General features: G+C 69.1%; 18 protein-coding genes. 12 read left to right on the plus strand and 6 right to left on the minus strand.

Going from position 1 to position 17,176, the window contains the following annotated elements; all coding sequences use genetic code 11:
- Positions 1-76: 76 nt before the first annotated feature.
- Both QPK32_RS08385 and QPK32_RS08390 read left to right on the plus strand, forming a co-directional pair.
- Entirely contained in the window at positions 77-772 is a 696-nt protein-coding gene (locus tag QPK32_RS08385) for a fumarylacetoacetate hydrolase family protein (protein ID WP_290412339.1), read from the plus strand.
- Entirely contained in the window at positions 769-1,707 is a 939-nt protein-coding gene (locus QPK32_RS08390; protein WP_290412340.1) for a 2-hydroxyacid dehydrogenase, read from the plus strand. The genes QPK32_RS08385 and QPK32_RS08390 overlap by 4 nt, the downstream gene beginning before the upstream one ends.
- 207 nt (positions 1,708-1,914) lie before the next feature.
- Here QPK32_RS08390 and QPK32_RS08395 read toward each other — a convergent pair whose 3' ends face one another.
- Genes QPK32_RS08395 through QPK32_RS08410 form a run of 4 tightly spaced genes read right to left on the minus strand, consistent with a single transcriptional unit; the run spans position 1,915 to position 6,556 of the window.
- On the minus strand, positions 1,915-3,069 hold the full coding sequence (locus QPK32_RS08395; protein ID WP_290412341.1) for an HlyD family efflux transporter periplasmic adaptor subunit: 1,155 nt from the start codon (positions 3,067-3,069) through the stop codon (positions 1,915-1,917).
- Positions 3,066-4,520, minus strand: coding sequence for an efflux transporter outer membrane subunit (locus QPK32_RS08400; RefSeq protein ID WP_290412342.1), 1,455 nt, complete (start codon positions 4,518-4,520; stop codon positions 3,066-3,068). The genes QPK32_RS08395 and QPK32_RS08400 overlap by 4 nt, the downstream gene beginning before the upstream one ends.
- Positions 4,521-4,550: 30 nt before the next feature.
- Entirely contained in the window at positions 4,551-6,110 is a 1,560-nt protein-coding gene (locus QPK32_RS08405) for an MDR family MFS transporter (RefSeq protein WP_374046712.1), read from the minus strand.
- Positions 6,107-6,556: a MarR family winged helix-turn-helix transcriptional regulator gene (locus QPK32_RS08410; RefSeq protein WP_290412343.1), complete on the minus strand. Its 450-nt coding sequence runs from the start codon at positions 6,554-6,556 to the stop codon at positions 6,107-6,109. The genes QPK32_RS08405 and QPK32_RS08410 overlap by 4 nt, the downstream gene beginning before the upstream one ends.
- Before the next feature lie 133 nt (positions 6,557-6,689).
- On the opposite strand from QPK32_RS08410, the gene QPK32_RS08415 reads away from it, so the two are divergent.
- Entirely contained in the window at positions 6,690-7,547 is an 858-nt protein-coding gene (locus QPK32_RS08415; protein ID WP_290412344.1) for a hypothetical protein, read from the plus strand.
- Positions 7,548-7,581: 34 nt separating this feature from the next.
- Here the strand turns inward: QPK32_RS08415 and QPK32_RS08420 are convergent, their stop codons facing one another.
- A complete protein-coding gene (locus QPK32_RS08420) occupies positions 7,582-8,598 on the minus strand; it encodes an SDR family oxidoreductase (RefSeq protein WP_290412345.1) in 1,017 nt (338 codons plus the stop codon).
- A gap of 424 nt (positions 8,599-9,022) precedes the next feature.
- Between QPK32_RS08420 and QPK32_RS08425 the strand changes: the two genes are divergently transcribed.
- Positions 9,023-9,394, plus strand: a complete 372-nt coding sequence (locus tag QPK32_RS08425) for a hypothetical protein (RefSeq protein ID WP_290412346.1) — start codon at positions 9,023-9,025, stop codon at positions 9,392-9,394.
- Positions 9,395-9,462: 68 nt separating this feature from the next.
- On the opposite strand, the gene QPK32_RS08430 is transcribed toward QPK32_RS08425, so the two are convergent.
- Positions 9,463-10,320 (minus strand): pirin family protein, encoded by an 858-nt coding sequence (locus QPK32_RS08430; RefSeq protein WP_290412347.1) that lies wholly within the window; start codon positions 10,318-10,320, stop codon positions 9,463-9,465.
- 140 nt (positions 10,321-10,460) lie between these two features.
- Between QPK32_RS08430 and QPK32_RS08435 the strand changes: the two genes are divergently transcribed.
- The 8 genes from QPK32_RS08435 (at position 10,461) to QPK32_RS08470 (ending at position 17,151) form a co-directional block, all read left to right on the plus strand.
- Positions 10,461-12,008 (plus strand): dipeptidase, encoded by a 1,548-nt coding sequence (locus QPK32_RS08435; RefSeq protein WP_290412348.1) that lies wholly within the window; start codon positions 10,461-10,463, stop codon positions 12,006-12,008.
- A gap of 234 nt (positions 12,009-12,242) precedes the next feature.
- Positions 12,243-12,464: a sulfurtransferase TusA family protein gene (locus QPK32_RS08440; protein WP_290412349.1), complete on the plus strand. Its 222-nt coding sequence runs from the start codon at positions 12,243-12,245 to the stop codon at positions 12,462-12,464.
- A gap of 18 nt (positions 12,465-12,482) precedes the next feature.
- Positions 12,483-12,845, plus strand: a complete 363-nt coding sequence (locus QPK32_RS08445; protein ID WP_290412350.1) for a DsrE family protein — start codon at positions 12,483-12,485, stop codon at positions 12,843-12,845.
- 21 nt (positions 12,846-12,866) lie between these two features.
- On the plus strand, positions 12,867-13,751 hold the full coding sequence (locus QPK32_RS08450; protein ID WP_290412351.1) for a phosphate/phosphite/phosphonate ABC transporter substrate-binding protein: 885 nt from the start codon (positions 12,867-12,869) through the stop codon (positions 13,749-13,751).
- Positions 13,752-13,764: 13 nt separating this feature from the next.
- Positions 13,765-14,520: a phosphonate ABC transporter, permease protein PhnE gene (gene phnE / locus QPK32_RS08455; RefSeq protein WP_290412464.1), complete on the plus strand. Its 756-nt coding sequence runs from the start codon at positions 13,765-13,767 to the stop codon at positions 14,518-14,520.
- A gap of 10 nt (positions 14,521-14,530) precedes the next feature.
- A complete protein-coding gene (gene phnC / locus QPK32_RS08460; protein WP_290412352.1) occupies positions 14,531-15,286 on the plus strand; it encodes a phosphonate ABC transporter ATP-binding protein in 756 nt (251 codons plus the stop codon).
- Positions 15,283-16,809: a 5-methyltetrahydropteroyltriglutamate--homocysteine methyltransferase gene (locus QPK32_RS08465; protein ID WP_290412353.1), complete on the plus strand. Its 1,527-nt coding sequence runs from the start codon at positions 15,283-15,285 to the stop codon at positions 16,807-16,809. Before phnC ends, QPK32_RS08465 begins: the two co-directional genes overlap by 4 nt.
- A 3-nt stretch (positions 16,810-16,812) precedes the next feature.
- A complete protein-coding gene (locus QPK32_RS08470) occupies positions 16,813-17,151 on the plus strand; it encodes a DsrE family protein (RefSeq protein WP_290412354.1) in 339 nt (112 codons plus the stop codon).
- Positions 17,152-17,176: the final 25 nt, after the last annotated feature.

Here is a 17,176-nt window from a genome sequence, read left to right on the forward strand (position 1 = left end):
GTGATACGCTGTTCGATGCGCTGCGCCCGCACTACGTGCATATGCGCATCCTGCAACCGTCTTTACAAGGATTAGCATGACTGGCTTTGTCATTACCCCTCCGTCCGTCCCCGCGCTCGCCGTAGCCGCCTCCGACCAGGTATTTCCGCTGCGCCGCGTGTTCTGCGTCGGGCGCAACTACGCCGCCCATGCCCGCGAGATGGGTTCCGATCCGAACCGCGAACCGCCGTTCTTCTTCACCAAGCCGGCCGACGCCGTCGTTCCGGCCAGCGGCGCCGTCCCGTATCCGACGGCCACGAAGGAACTGCACCACGAAATCGAGCTGGTGGTGGCGCTAGGCGCCGGCGGCACCAATATCGCGCCCGAGAAGGCGCTGGACCTCGTGTGGGGCTACGGCGTGGGCCTGGACCTGACGCGCCGCGATTTGCAGGCGATTGCCAAGAAAGACGGCAGACCCTGGGACATGGCCAAGGGTTTCGACGCCTCGGCCCCGGTAAGCCCGCTGCTGCCGGTGGCGAGCATTGGCCATCCGCGGCAGGGCCGCATCTGGCTGGAAGTGAACGGTCAGCTGAAGCAGGAAGGTGACTTGAACGAGATGATCTGGCCGGTGGCCGACGTCATCGCCTCCCTGTCGCGCCTCGTGACGCTGCAGCCGGGCGACCTGATCTTCACGGGCACCCCGTCCGGCGTCGACGCGCTGGTGCCGGGCGACCGCGTGCGCGGCGGCGTCGACGGCGTGAGCACCTTCGAGCTGACGGTAGCGGGCCAATGACGGGCAAGCTGGCGGGCCTGCTGCAGATCGGGGCGTTCGCGCCCGAAGTGCAGGTCCAGATCGACGCCGACTTCGACCGGGTCGGCATCGCCGATATCGAAGGCGATCCGTCGCGCGCCGGCGGGATCCGCGGCATCATCACGCGCAGCAACCTGGTCGTGCCGGCCGAGCTGATCGCGCGCCTGCCGAACCTGGAGATCATCTCGACCAACGGCGTCGGCTACGACGGCATTCCCATGGACGTGGTGGCCGAGCGCAGGATCGTGGTGACCAACACGCCGAACGTGCTGAACGCGGCGGTGGCCGAATTGTGCGTGGGTTCCCTGCTGGCGCTGCTGCGCCGCCTGCCGCAGGCCGACCGCTACGTGCGCGAGGGACGCTGGACGCAGGCCCAGTTCCCCTTGAGTACCAGCCTGGCCGGCAAGCACGTGGGCATCGTCGGCCTGGGCCGCATCGGCAAGGACATCGCGCGCCGCCTGGAAATGTTCGGCGTGGCCCTGGCCTACCACGGCCGCACCGACCAGGGCCTGGCGTGGCGCTACGAAGCCGACCTGGTCACGCTGGCGCGCGACTCCGACATCCTCGTCGTGGTGGCGCCGGGCGGGCCCGAGACGCAGCACATGATCGACGCGTCCGTGCTGCAGGCGCTCGGTCCGCAAGGGTACCTGGTGAACGTGTCACGCGGTTCGCTGGTGGACGAGGAAGCGCTGATCGCGGCCTTGTACCAGGGCGGCATCGCCGGCGCGGCGCTGGACGTGTTCGACGACGAGCCGGACGTGGACGAGCGCCTGTTCGGCTTCGACAACGTGCTGCTCACGCCGCACATCGGCAGCGCCACCGTGGAGACGCGCGCGGCGATGGCGCAGCTGACGCTCGATAACCTGCGGGCGTGGTTCAGGAGCGGGAGGGCGTTGACGGTGGTGGAGGGGAAGTAGGGAGGCAGTGCTGCGCTAGTGCTGCGCGCGATGGCACGCAGTACCTGCACCCCTGAAACCGTCGTCCCTGCGAAGGCAGGGACCCAAGCATAGCTACCGAAGTTGGTAGCGCTGTCGATGACGCGACGCTTGCGGCTTCGAATAGTCAGCTTGGATCCCTGCCTTCGCAGGGACGACGTGCATACGGCGCGTGATTCGGTTGGCCACTCAGTTCGCCATATTCTTCGCCACGATCGCATCCGTCGCCGCCCGCGCCTGCTGCAGCGGCTGGTCCAGCACCCTGGTGGCGTAGGCCGGCACGGGCGCCGCGACCATGCCCAGCGCGCTGCCTTCCTGGTGGCTGATGTCGACGTCCACCTGGGTCGACAGGCCCACGCGCAGCGGATGCGCCGCCAGTTCCTTCGGATCGAGCGAGATGCGCACCGGCACGCGCTGCACCACCTTGATCCAGTTGCCCGTGGCGTTCTGCGCCGGCAGCAGCGAGAACGCGCTGCCCGTGCCGGCGCCCAGGCCCACCACCTTGCCGTGGTAGGTGACCTTGCTGCCGTAGATGTCGGCCTCGATCGTGGCCGGCTGGCCCACGCGGATGTCGCGCAGTTCCGATTCCTTGAAGTTGGCGTCGACCCACAGCTGGTCCAGCGGGACGATCGACAGCAGCGGCGCGCCCGGGGCGATGCGGCTGCCCACCTGCACGCTGCGCTTGGCGACGTAGCCGCTGACGGGCGCCACGATGGCGTTGCGGCGCGCGGCCAGCCAGGCCGCCAGGTAGTCCGCTTTCGCCGCGAGCACGTTCGGGTGCTCGGCCGGGGCCACGCCGGCCACGGACACGCGCGCGGCGGCCAGCTGCTTCTCGGCCACGTCCAGCGCCGCCTTCGCGTCGTCGACGGCGCGCCGTGCGTGCGCCACGTCCTCGCCCGACACCACGGCGTCCGCCGCCAGCGGGGCACGGCGCGCCAGGTCTTCCTGCGCCGTCCTGAGCGCCACGCGGCGCTGCGCCACCAGCGCGTCGTACTGGCCCACGTTCGAATAGCGTTCGCGCTGCTGGCGCACGGCGGTGCCCAGCCTTGCCTCGGCCTGGGCCAGCGCGACTTCGGCGTCGGCCGGGTCGAGCCTGACGATCTCGCTGCCGGCCTGCACCAGCTGGGTCTCGTCGCCGCGGATCTCGACGACGCTGCCCGTGACCTGCGAGGACACGTTCACCAGGTTGCCGCCGACGTAGGCGTTGTCCGTCTCGACGCGCTTGGACGCGACCAGCAGGTAGTAGGCGCCATAGGCCGCGCCGGCGGCGAGGAAGGCGGCGGTGATGCCGGCCAGGACGGCGCGGCGCTTGTTCGGGTTGGGGGCGGTGGTCTCGGTGCTCATCGTTGGGCGGTATCGGAATGCGAAGAGGTCGGCGCTGCGGCATCGGCATGGTAGCCTCCGCCCAGCGCCTTGATCAGGGCGACCTGCGTCTGCAGGCGCGCGTCGAGCAGCTGCAAATCGACGTCGCGCTGGCGCAGCACGGCCTGGCGCGCCTGCAGCACGGCGCCGCGGTCGGCCAGGCCGCGCGCCAGGCGCGCCCGGGCATTGGCGGCCAGGCGGCCGGCCGCCTCGGTGGTGGCGGCATGGGCCTGCGCCTCGGCCTGGATGCCCTGCAGCGTGGCCGCTTCCATCGCGACGTCGCGCACGGCGGCCAGCACGGCTTCGTTGTACTCGGCCAGCAGCTCGTCGCGCCCGGCGCGCGCCTGGCCCAGCTGGGCCGTCAGGCGGCCGCTGTCGAACAGCGGCAGGTCGAGCGTGGCGCCGAGCAGCGGCGTGCGGCTGGGCCAGCGCAGCAGCTTGCCCAGCGAGACGGCGTCCAGGCCGAAGGCGGCGGCCAGGTTGATGTCGGGACGGAAGGCGGCTTCGCTGGCGGCCACGCGGCCCAGCTGCGCTTCCACGCGCCAGCGCGCGGCCTGCAGGTCGGGACGGCGCGCCAGCAGTTCCAGGCCCAGCGTGCGCGGCAGGGCATCCGGGCCCGGCGTCGGCTGGAAGCGGGCCAGGTCCGCGAGGGCGTCGGCGTCGCCGCCGATCAGCGCGCGCAGCGCCTCGCGCTCGCGCGCCGCATCGGTATCGTGGCGCGCGGACTGTTCCTGCAGCTGTGCCAGTTCCAGCTCGGCTTCGCGCAGCGCGTCGCCGCTGGCCAGGCCATGGGCGATGCGCGCCTTGCGGTCCGCCACCAGCTCGCGCTGCACCTGCGCCAGCGCGTCAAGATTGTCCCGCCGCGCCCACAGCAATTGCAGGCGCTGGTAGCGCTGCACGACGGCGGCCGCCAGCAGCTGGCGCGCCTGCGCCTCCTCGGCGCGGCCGGCCTGCTCCTCGCCCAGCGCCGCGGCGATCAGCGAACGGTGCCGGCCCCACCAGTCGACCTCGTAGGAGGCGCGCAGCTGGACCGAGGCGTCGTTGTAGTAGGCGCCGCCGATCGGCGCCGGGAAGAAGCCGTTGGTCGAATAGCGCTGGCGGTTGATGCCCGTCGCCAAATCCACGCGGGCGCCTTCGGCCGCCCGTTCGGCGCGGGTGGCGGCGCCGGCCGTGGCCACGCGCGCGGCGGCCGTGGCCAGCGTCGGGTTGGACTGCAGCGCGCGCGCCACCAGCGCGTTCAGCTGCGGGTCGCGGTAGTCCAGCCACCACTGCTCGGCGGGCCAGGCGTCGGCCGGCAGGACGATGGCGGGGGCCGTGCGGGCCCGGGCGAAGTCGGGCGCGGCGGCGCGGCCGTCGTCCTTCGGCACGGCCACGCAGCCGGCCAGCAGGGCCAGCGCGGCGGCCGCGATAGGAAGCAAAGTAGGTTGTCGCATCGGGGTCTTTCGGTCAATCGAGGTGCGCGGTCAATCGAGGTGCGCGGCTTCAGCCGGGGTCGGTGCGGCGGACGCCTTGGGCGGGCGGATCAGCAGGAGTAGGGGGATCACGGCGGCGGTCATCAGCATCATCAGCCAGTAGTCGTCGACGTAGGCGATCATCGAGGCCTGGCGGGTGACTTCGCTGTCGATCATCGCGGCCCCGGCCTGGGTCGCCAGGCTGTACGGGCCGGCCGGGTCGAGCAGCGCGGGATTGGCTTGCGTGACGTGGGTCGCCAGCGCGGCGTGCGCCGTCGCGGTATTGCGGACCAGCAGCGTCTGCACGAGGGCGATGCCGATCGAGGAGCCGATATTGCGCATCAGGCTGTACAGCGCCGTGCCTTCGGCGCGCATCTGCGGCGACAGCGTCGCGAAGGTGGCGGCCGACAGCGGCACGAACACGAGGCCCAGGCCGATGCCCTGCACGATGCCCGGCCAGACGATGTCCGACTGCGACAGCACCAGCGTGTACTGCGTCATCTGCCACAGCGAGAACGCGGTGACGGCGAAGCCGATGCCCAGCAGCACGCGGAAATCGACCTTGCCCGTCAGCCTTCCGACCACCAGCATCGCCAGCATCGTGCCCAGGCCGGACGGCGCCGTGACGAGGCCTGCCAGCGCGGCCGGATAGCCCATCAGGCCCTGCAGCATGGTCGGCATCAGCGCGCGCGTGGCGAACAGCACCATGCCGACGATGAAGATCAGCACCAGGCCCGTGACGTAGTTCGGGTTCAGCAGCAGGCGGTAGTCGACGAAGGACTGGCCGGCCGGGCGCGTGGCCGTGTGGCCGATGAAGTAGGCGGCGGCCAGCAGCATCAGCACCAGCTCGACCCAGGTCTCGGTGGAGCCGAACCAGTCGTTCTGCTCGCCGCGGTCGAGCAGCATCTGCAGCGCGCCGATGGCGACCGACAGCGTGACGAAGCCGAACATGTCGAAGCGGATGCGGCGCGCCGGCACGGCGGCGTGGATGTAGCGCCAGATGCCGTAGAAGGCCACGGCGCCGATGGGCAGGTTGATGAAGAAGACCCAGCGCCAGCTGTAGCTGTCGGTCAGCCAGCCGCCCAGCGTGGGGCCGAGGATGGGGCCGATCATCACGCCCATGCCCCACACGGCCATCGCGGAGCCGTGCTTCTCGCGCGGGTTGATGTCCAGCAGGACCGACTGCGACAGCGGCACCAGCGCAGCGCCGAACACGCCCTGCAGCATGCGCGCGACGACGATCTCGGTGAGCGTCATCGACAGGCCGCACAGGGCCGAGGCGATGGTGAAGCCGGCCACGGAAACGAGGAACACGTTCTTCAGGCCGAAGCGGTCGACCAGCCAGCCGTTCAAGGGCGTGGCGATGGCGGCGGCCACGATGAACGAGGTCAGCACCCAGGTGATCTGGTCCTGCGACGCCGACAGCGCGCCCTGCATGTGCGGCAGGGCCACGTTGGCGATGGTGCCGTCCAGCGCCTGGATGATCGTCGCCAGCATGATCGATACCGTGATCATGGTGCGGTTCAGCGGCCGCGCCGCCGGTACCGCGATGCCGTCCGCCGCAGCGCTCACAGGGTGTCCTCGACGCGCTTGCGCAGGCCCTCCAGCAAGCGCGTGGCGACGGCGATGTCATCCGGGGCGACGCCCTCGAGCAGGTGGGCGCGGAAGGCGTTGGCCTCCTTCTTCACCTCGGCGAACACGTTGCGGCCCGCGTCCGTCAACTGCACCAGCTTGACGCGGCGGTCGGTGGGCGAGGGGATGCGCTCGACCAGGCCGTCGCGTTCCAGGCGGTCGAGCATCGACACCATCGACGGCCCTTCGACGCCGACCATGTCGGCCAGCGCCCGTTGCGACAGCGCTTCGGGGGCCTTGGCCACCATGGCGATCGTCATCCAGCCGGACTGGCCGATGCCCAGGTGCTTCAGGCGCTTGTCGATGGCCAGTCGCCAGACCCGCGCGCAATTGTGTACCGCGACCGTGAAGCGCTCGTCCATCGTGGATTCGGGTAGTCCGCTCATTATTAGGTGTTAAATGGATAGGAATCTATCGAGTTTAGTTCATGCAAACAATCCTGGCAAGCCGGCTTGTGCCAGAATGGTCCTGTATGCCATCCGAGTTGCCCTCATTGGCCTTGCCGCTGTTGGAGATTCCATGCCGCAAACCGCACTGCTGACCGTCCACGGAATGGGCGAGACCCCGCGCGACTACGCCGTCGAGATCATCCGGCGCCTGGGCGAACGCCTGGCCGACGTGGCCGAGCGCATCGATTTCCGTTCGATCTACTACCAGGACATCCTCAAGCCGAACCAGGAAACGGTGTGGGCCAGGATCGACGGGGCCACCAAGGTCCACTACGACGACCTGCGCCGTTTCCTGCTGTTCGGCTTCGGCGACGCCGCCGGGCTGGAAAACCGCAAGGAAGACGACGGCTCCGTGTACGAGCTGGCCCAGGACGCCATCGCGCGCCAGTTGCTGGGCGTGTACCGCAACGCGCCCGATGCCTCGATCGTGTTCCTGGCCCATTCGCTGGGCTGCCAGGTGCTGTCCAGCTACCTCTACGATGCGCAGAAGGCGCTGGCGGGCGGCGTCGTGGCGGCCGGCGTGTGGAAGGACATCGGCGCCTGGTCGCGGCGCGCGCTCGGCCACGTGCTGACGGACCAGGAACGGCGCTTCGTCGCCGGCGGCAGCTGCGCCGCCCTCGTCACCACCGGCTGCAACATCCCGATCTTCGTGGCCGCGCACAAGCAGATGGACATCAAGCCGATCGCCCGCCCGACGCCGCGCTTTACCTGGACCAATATCTACGACCCGGACGACGCCCTCGGCTGGCCCTTGCAGCCCCTGTCGCCCGGCTACGCCGCGCTGGTGCAGGACCGCGTCATCAATGCGGGGCAGGGCATGGTCAACTGGATCGTCAAGAGCTGGAACCCGTGGTCGCACACGGTCTACTGGAGCGACGGCCAGGTGCTCGAGGCCATCGCCGCCATCCTGCGCCGCGAGGCCGGCTGATTCTGACCCCGAATTTGCTGACGCGAATGTACGGTCAGTCGTTCTTGCGCGTGGCGTCTTCGCGCTCCATGCGGGCGCGCACGCCGCCGTCGACGCCCGTGCCGGCCTGCATCGGCTGGTGCAGGGAGCCGCTCGTGGGCGGCTGCGTCGGCGGGGCGCTTTCCATCTGCGATGCGTGGGCGATATTGGCGGAGATGCGTTCGGTCAGGTCGGGGGCGACGTGGTGCGACCAGATCGCGCCGCGCGCCTTCCAGCCGGTCGGCACTTCCTCGCGCGGATACAGCGAGGTGTAGACGATGTAGTCGACGACCTTGCCGGCATCGTCCATCGCCGGCATGCGCGCCGTGCGGCCCGTGTAGTTGGCGGCATGGTCGAAGAACGGCGTGTCGGTGGCCCAGGGCATCACCGTCGCCACCTCGATCGGGCCGCGCAGGCCGGCCAGGCGCAATTCCTCGTTGAGGGCGCGGCCCAGGCCCAGCACGGCCGCCTTGGAGGCCGAGTACGAGGCGTGGTAGGCCAGCGGGACTTCGCTCTCGACCGAGCCGATATTGATCAGCACGCCGCGCCCCTGCTTGCGGAACTGCTGCAGCGCCACGTGGCTGCCGAAGACGACGCCCTTGACGTTGACGTCGATGACGCGCGCATGGTCCTCCACGGGCACCTGCTCGAAGGGGCCGATCGCGCCGACCGCGGCATTGTTGATCCACACGTCGATGCGGCCGAAGCGCTGCACGGCGCCGTCCGCCAGGCGCTGCACGTCCTGCAGGCGCGAGACGTCGGTGGTGACGACGAGCGCCTTGCCGCCGGCCGCTTCCAGCTCGCGCGCCACCTCGTTCAGCACCTCGGTACGGCGCGCCGCCAGCACGACGTTGGCATGCATGCCGCCCAGCTTGACGGCGACGCCGCGCCCGAAACCGCTCGACGCGCCCGTGACGACATAGGTCTTGCCCGCCACTTGCTGCCGCTCGCTGGTCGACAGCGTCGTGGTGCAGCCGGTCAGGATCACGACGGCAAGGGCGACGATGCACTGCTGGACGATGCGAAGCGGCATGGGGAACTCCGTGGCGAGAAAGGATGCGATGCAGCCCATGCTAGCGGCATCGCCGCCGTCGTCGCCGTTCGATACCTTGTAGAACGAATTTGTCCCCGTGACCATTGCCAAAAATCGGGCTCCGACCCCGGCTCCGACCCCGGTTTGATGGTTTTCAGGGAAGGCGGATGAGGCCGGAAATCTTGTCAAAAACTGTATGCATTCGCTGCAATTCGGCGCCGGATTTCGACGTTTCATCCCGCTTTTTCGACGCTCCAGCACATGCCGGATGACGCTACGGACAGCACTTCCTACACTGTCATCACTCGCCGCACATTCGCAATGCGGCGAAATGAAAACCGGTGGACATTGAGGGCTGTCATTGAATGTTTTTGGAAATGGCTCTTGGTCCGACTTTTATTTCGTATCGTAAATAGGAGCAATCATGCGCATCCAACACATCCTGGCATTCGCCGCCGCCGCCACCCTGTCGCTGACAGCCTGTGCGGACCCGTCGGTAGCGCCGTCGGCACTGTCGACGAACCAGGTGACGGTGCAGGGCAGCCAGGCCCCGGTCTACCGCCTGAGCCCGGACGAAGCCGCGGGCATGAAGGGGCTGTTCCGCCTGGACGACGGCCGCGTCATGAAGGTGACGAACCAGAGTGCCAAGCTGTTCATGGAATTGGACGGCAAGCGCGAAGAATTGGTGGCGACCGGATCGAACAAGTTCGTCGGGCGCCACAGCGGCACCAAGGTGGCGTTCAACCAGGTGCCGTTCGCGGACGAGGTCGTGGTCGGCCAGGTCGCCGGCCGTTGATGCGCACGCGCCGCCGGGCACGCAGGACACGCGCTGGCCGGCCCCAGGGCCCGGCCGGCCTTCTTTGCTCAGATCGGCGCGCCGAACTTGCCCGCCTGGTAGTCGACGATCGCCTGGTTGATTTCCTGGCGCGTGTTCATCACGAACGGGCCGTGCGCGACGACGGGTTCGCGGATCGGCTCGGCATGTCCCAGCAGCAGCACCGTGGTGCCTTGCGCCACGATTTCCAGCGTATCGCCTTGCGGTTCGAACTCGGCCAGGTGCATCGCGTGCACCGTGTCCGGCGCCACGTTGATGCCGCCCTTGACGACGTACACGAACGGATTGCGTTCCAGCAGGTTGTCGAGCATCAGGCGGCCGCCGTCCTGCATCTCGACCGTGCTCATGAACACGCCCGTCAGCGATGCGATGGGACCGGTGACGCCCTGGTAGGTCCCGGAGATCAGGTTCACGCGCACCTTGCCGCCGTCGCTCTCGACGACGGGGATCGCATCGCGCTGCAGGCCCGTGTAGCGCGGCGCCGTCATCTTCAGCGCCGGCGGCAGGTTCACCCACAGCTGCAGGATCTCGAGCGGACCGCCGCGGTCCATGAATTCCTGGGGCGACACCTCGGCGTGCACGAGGCCGCTGCCCGCCGTCATCCATTGCACGCCGCCCGGACCGATGATGCTTTCGTGGCCGGCGCTGTCGCGGTGCGCCAGCAGGCCGTCGAGGATGAAGGTGACGGTCTCGAAGCCGCGGTGCGGATGGGGGCCGAAGGGCAGGCCGCGGTTGTGCGGCGGGTAGACCTGCGGGCCGTGGTGGTTGAGGAAGAGGAAGGGATCGATCTGGTCGAGGTGGGCGCTCGGCACCGGACGGTGCGTGATCAGGTCGCCGATGTCGTCGCGCAGGGCGGGATGCACCCGCTGGATGATTTTCTTGGTCATGCTGTCTGTCCTGTCGTTTTACACGCCCATACGATAGCCGATCCGGCGCGCACGCGCTCATGGCTGGCCTCGTGCTCGCCTTCCTGCCGCCAGGCAAGCCTGCTAGACTCCTCGTGCTTTTTGCATAGGGGAGACGTGGTGTGAACGAGAACAACAGGAAGACCCTGCGCGCCGTGCCGGCCGCGCTGGCGCTGGCGTGCGCGCTGGCCGCCGCCTTCGGCCCTGCCCGGGCCGCCGTGCCGGTCGACATGCCGGGCGACGCCGCCGTCAAGGCCGCCAAGCATGCGGCCACGGCCTACCGCGACGACGTGGTCGACACGCTGGCGAAGCTGGTCAGCTTCAACACGGTGGCGGCCAAGGACGTGCCGTGCGAGCAGAATCCGACCCACATCGCCTTCAAGAAGGCGCTCGCAGGGGAAGCGCGCCGCCTGGGCCTGGATTTCGCCGACCACGGTTGCGTGGCCATCGTCGGCTTAGGGCAGGGAGAACAACGCGTGGGCCTCATCGCGCACGGCGACGTGCAGCCGGTCGACCCGTCCAAGTGGAAGAAGTCGCCGTTCGAACTCGATCGCACGAGCGAGGCGGGGCGCCTGCTGGCACGCGGCGCCGAGGACGACAAGGGCCCGATCGCCACCGCGCTGTATGCGATGAAGTCGCTGAAGGACTTGCAGCTGCCGCTGTCCAAGCGCATCGAGCTGTACGTGTACATGGCCGAGGAATCGGACTGGGCGCCGCTGGAGCGCTTCGTCAAGGAATACCCGCTGCCGCAGGTGAATGTGACGCTGGACGCCGAGTATCCGGCCGTGACGGCCGAGAAGGGCTATGGCTCGGTCGCCGTGACGGTGCCCGCGACGGCGCCGGCGGCCGGGACCGACGGCCCGTGGATCGGCGCATTCAAGGGAGGCTTCTTCGAGAGCCAGATTCCCGAGGATGCGCAAGCGCTCGTGATGGGTGCGACGCCGGCGCTGGAAGCCCAGATCCGCCAGCGCGGCGCGAAGCAGGCCGGCATGCGCTACGAGTTCGCCTGGCAAGGGCAGGACCTTCGCGTGACGGCGAAGGGCGTGTCCGCCCATTCCTCGAAGCCGGAAGACGGCGTGAACGCGATCGCCATGCTGGCCGACGCGCTGGCCGTGCGGCCCTGGCCGGATGCCGGCGCCGGCGCGCTGGTGAACTTCCTCAACGAGATGGTCGGCACCGGCTACTACGGCGAGAAGTTCGGCAGCATCGCCTACCGCGACGCCTTCATGGGGCCGATGACGTTCGCGCCGACGGTGATCCGCGAACAGGCCGGCGGCCTCGCACTGTCGATCAACATCCGCCGGCCGCAGGGCAAGACGGGCGAGCAGCTGTCCAACGAGATCAATGCCGCGCTGGCCCAGTGGCAGGGCGCCCACGTGCAGCTGGCAAAGATCGGCATGGACATCGGCGACCCCTGGGTCCAGACCGATGCGCCCCAGCTGCCCACGCTGCTGGGCGTGTTCTCCTACTTCACGGGCGTGAAGGATCCGAAGCCGGTGGCCATCGGCGGCGGCACCAATTCGCGCCTGTTCCCCCACGCCGTCAGCTTCGGCCCGGCGATGCCGCATACCGTTTATACGGGGCACTCGGAGCACGAGTTCATCACGGTCAAGCAGTTGCTGCTGAACCTGCAGATGTACACGGCGGTGATGGCGGAGCTGGCCAAATAATGGTTACTGGCGATCTACATGCGTCGCCCCTGCGAAGGCAGGGGCCCAATGTCATGTTTGACCGGTAGTGCATGCAGCATTGGGTCCCCGCCTTCGCGGGACCGACGTGCCAGCGTTGTCGGCCGTAGCATTCCACATCCCTCCATTCCCGCCATCCCACCCCTCCGGCTGCTTGTCCCGTTCCAGATCTTGTCGTAGACTGCGCGACAATATTTCATTTCTGAAACATTCCACATGCATCATGACATCGAATGGGACGCCGGCGATCTCGCCTGCGGCGATCTCGTGCTCGAGCTGCGCCGCCGCGTGCGCGCCGATCCGGGCAAGGTCTTCCGCGTGATCGCCCTCGATCCCGGCGCCCCGGCCGACATCCCGGCCTGGTGCGCCATGACGGGTCACGCGCTCGTCGGCCACGATCCCGATGCGTCGGCCTTCTTCATCCGCGCCAAAGACTAACCACCCAAGGAGAACCACATGTCCGGCAAGTTCCTGGTCAACCTGACGAGCAGCCTCGACAACACCGACAAGGCCACCGTCGCCTTCGTCGTCGCCAATGCCGCCGTGGCATCGGACAAGGACACCGTCGTGTTCCTGTCGATCGAAGGCGTGCGCCTGTCGCAGAAGGGTTTCGCCGACAGCATCCACGAAGAAGGCTTCGCGCCGCTGAAGGAGCTGATGGACAACTTCGCGGCCGCCGGGGGCAAGATGTACGTGTGCTCGCCGTGCTTCAAGAAGCGCAAGCTGGACGAGGACAAGCTGGTCGCCGGCGCCGCCGTCGTCGGCGGCGCCAAGCTCGTCGAGTTCATGAGCGACGGCTGCCCGAGCGTCAGCTACTGATCCACCGATACGGAATACGGAATGACTTCGAACCGCAGGACCATCCTCGCCGCCGGCCTCGCCGCCGCCGGCACCCTGGCGCTGGGCGCCGCACCCGCGCTGGCGCAGGGAAAACGCAAACTGCGCTTCGGCGTCGGCCCGCTGCTGCCGACCGCCGAGGACACCAGGAAGGCCTACACGCCGTTCTTCGCCCACCTGGCCAAGGAGCTGAACGCCGACTTCGAACTGTTCGCGACCACCGACTGGGCCGGCATGGCCGTGGCGATGGGTTCCGGCCAGCTCGACCTGGCCTGGATGGGCCCGTGGGGCTACATCATCGCCAACAACAGCACCGGCTGCGTGGCGCTGGCGACCGTCAAGTACGACGAGAAGCCGTTCTACCACGCCATCGTGATCGGCAAGCCGGACCTGAAGGTCGCGAAATTCCCGGACGATACCAGGGGCCTGACGATGTCCTTCGCCGACGTCGGCTCGACCTCGGGCTGGCTGGTGCCGACCTGGTATGCGAAGGAAGTCTGGAAGATCGATCCGAAGGCATTCTGGAAGTACGGCGAGGGCGCGACCCATGCCGCCAACGAGATGGCCGTGCAGGCCGGCCAGGCGGACATGGCCACCGACTTCGACCGCAACCGCAACGCCATGATCGAGTCGGGCAAGGTCAAGCCGAACGCCAACAAGATCCTGTGGACCTCGGCGCCGCTGCCGAACGACGCCATCGCCGTCCCGAAGGGCACGCCCCAGGCCTTCATCGACCAGGTGCAGAAGATCCTCGCGTCGATCACCGTCGAACAGGCCAGGACGCTGCTGCCGCCGCACTACACGGGCTTCGTCAAGGCCGACCACGCCGCCTACGAATCGATCGAGAAGGCCGGCATCGCGGTCGGCAAGATCAAGCGCAAGTCCTGACGGACCGGCCGTGATGCGTTCTCCGCTGCGCTGGCTGGCGTGGGTGCTGGCCGCCGTGTTCTACGTCGCCTGCTGGCGCGTCGCCCAGATCGACCCGGGCAAGCTGGCCACCGGCCTGCCCAAGCTGGGTCACTGGATCGCATCCGCCTGGCCGCCGGCGCTGGACGAACTGCCGCTGTTCGGCGAGCGCATCATGGAGACGGTGGCCATGGCGGCCATCGGCACCACGGCCGCCATGCTGCTGGCGCTGCCGATGGCGGTACTCGCGAGCCGCAACGTCACGCCGCTGCCGCGCCTGTACCGCCCCGCGCGCTGGCTGCTGAACGCCTTGCGCGGCATCGATTCCTTCGTGTTCGCGCTGCTGTTCGTGGCGGCCGTCGGCCTGGGGCCGTTCGCCGGCGTGATCGGCATCGCGCTGCATACCTGGGGCAGCGCCGCCAAGCTGCTGGCCGACCACGTCGAGAACATGCCGACCGGTCCGTTCCACGCCGTGCTCGGCACGGGCGCCGGCCGCTTCACGGCGATCTGCTACGCCGTGCTGCCGGAGATCCTGCCCGTGCTGCTCTCGAGCGCCTTGTACTGGTGGGAGTTCAACGTGCGCGCCTCCACGGTGCTGGGCGTCGTCGGCGCCGGCGGCATCGGCCTGGAACTGAAGAACAGCATGGACTTGCTGGATTTCCCGCGCCTGTTCACCATCATCGCGCTGATCCTCGTCGTCGTCACGGTGCTCGATGCGGTGAGCGGCTGGATCAGGAAGCGTCTCGTATGAAGGCCGCACCATGAATGACCTGTTCATCGCGGAAGGCGTGGTGCGCCGCTACGGCGAACGCACGGTGCTCGACGGCGTCGGATTCGCGCTGGGACGCGGCGAGATGCTGGCGCTGCTGGGCCCCAGCGGCGCCGGCAAGACCACGCTGCTGCGCTGCCTCGCGGGCCTGGAACGGCCGGACGGCGGCAAGGTGGCGCACCAGGGCCTGGACGTGGCGCTGCTGCGCGGGCGCGAACGGCGCCGCATCGCCATGGTGTTCCAGCAGTTCAACCTGGTCGGCCGCCTGTCGGCGCTGGACAATGTGCTGGCCGGGCGGCTCGGCCACGTGCCCGCATGGCGCGGCTGGCTGCGCCGCTTCGCGCCCGAGGACGTCGCGCTGGCGCGCCGCTGCCTCGCCAGGGTGGGGCTGGCCGGCGTCGAAGCGCAGCGCGCCGACACGCTGTCCGGCGGCCAGCAGCAGCGCGTGGCGATCGCGCGCGCGCTGGCGCAGCAGCCGGACCTGATCCTCGCCGACGAACCGGTGGCCAGCCTCGATCCTGGCACCGGCGCCGGCATCCTCGACCTCCTGACGTCCATCTGCCACGCCGACGGCGTGGCCGTCGTCTGCAGCCTGCACCAGCCGGACTTCGCGCGCCGCTATGCCGACCGTGCGATCGGCCTGCGCGCGGGCCGCGTCGTCGTCGACGTGCCCGCGTCCCTGCTCGGGGACGCCGAACTGCGGGCGTTGTACGATGGCGCCATCCACTCCACGGAACCACTTCCATGAGCTTCCAGCATCCCCACCAGCCGGACGTCGGTTTCGACGGCGGCGACCTCGATTGCGGCAACGGTTTGCTGCTCCTGATCCGCAAGCACATCGACCCGCTGCCGCGCGGCGGCCTGCTCGAGATCCGCTCCACCGAGATCTCGGTGGACGAGGACCTGCCGGCCTGGTGCCGCATGACGGGCAACGAGCTGGTCTCCTTCCTGCGCGACGGAAAACAGCGCAGCTTCCTCGTCGCCAAGGGCAAGCTGGCCGAACGCACGGCCGTGGCGCCGGTGCCGGTGCAGTCGCGCGGCGGCGTTGAGCTGATTACCGTGAAGCCGATGACGGCGTTCCCGCCGGTGGCGCCGGCACCCGCCGTGCCGCCCCTGTCCGTGATGGGCATCGGCAGCTGGCCGCGTCCGCGCTGGATGCTGCAGGCCGTGCACGAGCACATGGAAGGGCGCCTGCCGGATGCCGAGTTCCACGCCACCGCCGACGATGCCGTGCGCCTGGCCGTCACGGCGCAGCTGCGCGCCGGCGCCGACGTGGTGTCGGACGGCGAACAGCGCCGCGACAGCTATTCCAGCTTCGTCGCCTCGCGCCTGGACAATACGCAGCTGATCCCGTTGACCGACCTGCTGCCCCTGGTCGACGACCCGGAGGAATTCGAACGCGAACTGCGCGCCCTCGACGTGCCGGCCGGCGACGTGCGCCATCCGGCCGTGTTCGGGCCGCTGGGACGCTCGCGCGGCATCGCCGTGCACGAGGTGGAATTCGCCAAGTCCCTGACGCGGCAACCCGTCAAGGTGGCGCTGCCCGGTCCCTACCTGCTCACGCGCACCATGTGGATGGAGTGCATTTCCGACCGCGCCTATGCGAACCGCGAAGACCTGGCGAACGACATCGTGCGCGTGCTGCGCGAGGAAATCGCCTGCCTGCTGGCGGCCGGCACGGCGCTCGTGCAGCTGGACGAGCCGGTGCTGTCGGAAGTCGTGTTCAGCGGCCCGGCCACGCAGCGCAGCTTCATGTGCGGCGCGCTGTCGGAGAAGGGCGATCCGGCCGTCGAACTTGCGTTCGCGCGCGACCTGGTGAATGCCGTCGTGGCCGGTTTCCCGCGCGAGCGCCTGGCGCTGCACATGTGCCGCGGTAACTGGACGCCCGACGAGACCAAGGCCCTGGCCGGCGACTATCGCCCGCTGGTGGACACGCTGGGCCGGCTGCAGGTCGGCACGCTGTTCCTGGAACTGGCCACGCCGCGCGCCGGCGAAATGGAGGTGCTCAAGTCGCTGCCGGACGACATGCGCATCGGCGTGGGCGCCTGCAACCAGAAGCATGCGCACGTCGAAAGCGTGGAGCACGTGCTGCACCATGCGGAACACGCCGTGCAGATGTTCGGCGCCGGGCGCGTGCTGCTCACGCCGGACTGCGGCTTCGCCACCTTCGCCGACAATCCGCTGAACTCCGCCGCCACGGCGGAAGCCAAGCTGGCGGCGCTGGCCGGCGCCGCGCGCATCCTGCGCGAACGCCATCGCATTGCGGTGTAAGCGATGCCGCGCCTGATCGTCGTCGTCAACGACGTCCCCGAAGCGCAGGCCGAGGTGCCGCTGCGCTATGCCGCCACGGCCGCGGCGCTCGACGCGGACGTCGAACTGCATTGCGTTGGCGCCAGCGTCGCCTGGCTGGCCCGCGGCGCCGCGGGCCAGGCGCTGCTCGATCGCCTGCGCGACGCCGTCGATGCCGGCGCGCGCGTGTATGCCTGCCCGCAGGCGCTGGCCGTGCACGGCGTGGCGGCCGATGCGCTGCTGCCCGAAGTTGCGGGCATCCGCGGCGCTGCCGCCTTGCTGGCGGCCGGATTCGCGCCCGACGCCCGCTTCATGAATTTCTGACCCCAGTCGTCTTTCCTCCATTTAG

It is taken from the genome of Massilia sp. YIM B02763 (assembly GCF_030412015.1).
Classification (GTDB): Bacteria; Pseudomonadota; Gammaproteobacteria; order Burkholderiales; family Burkholderiaceae_D; genus Telluria.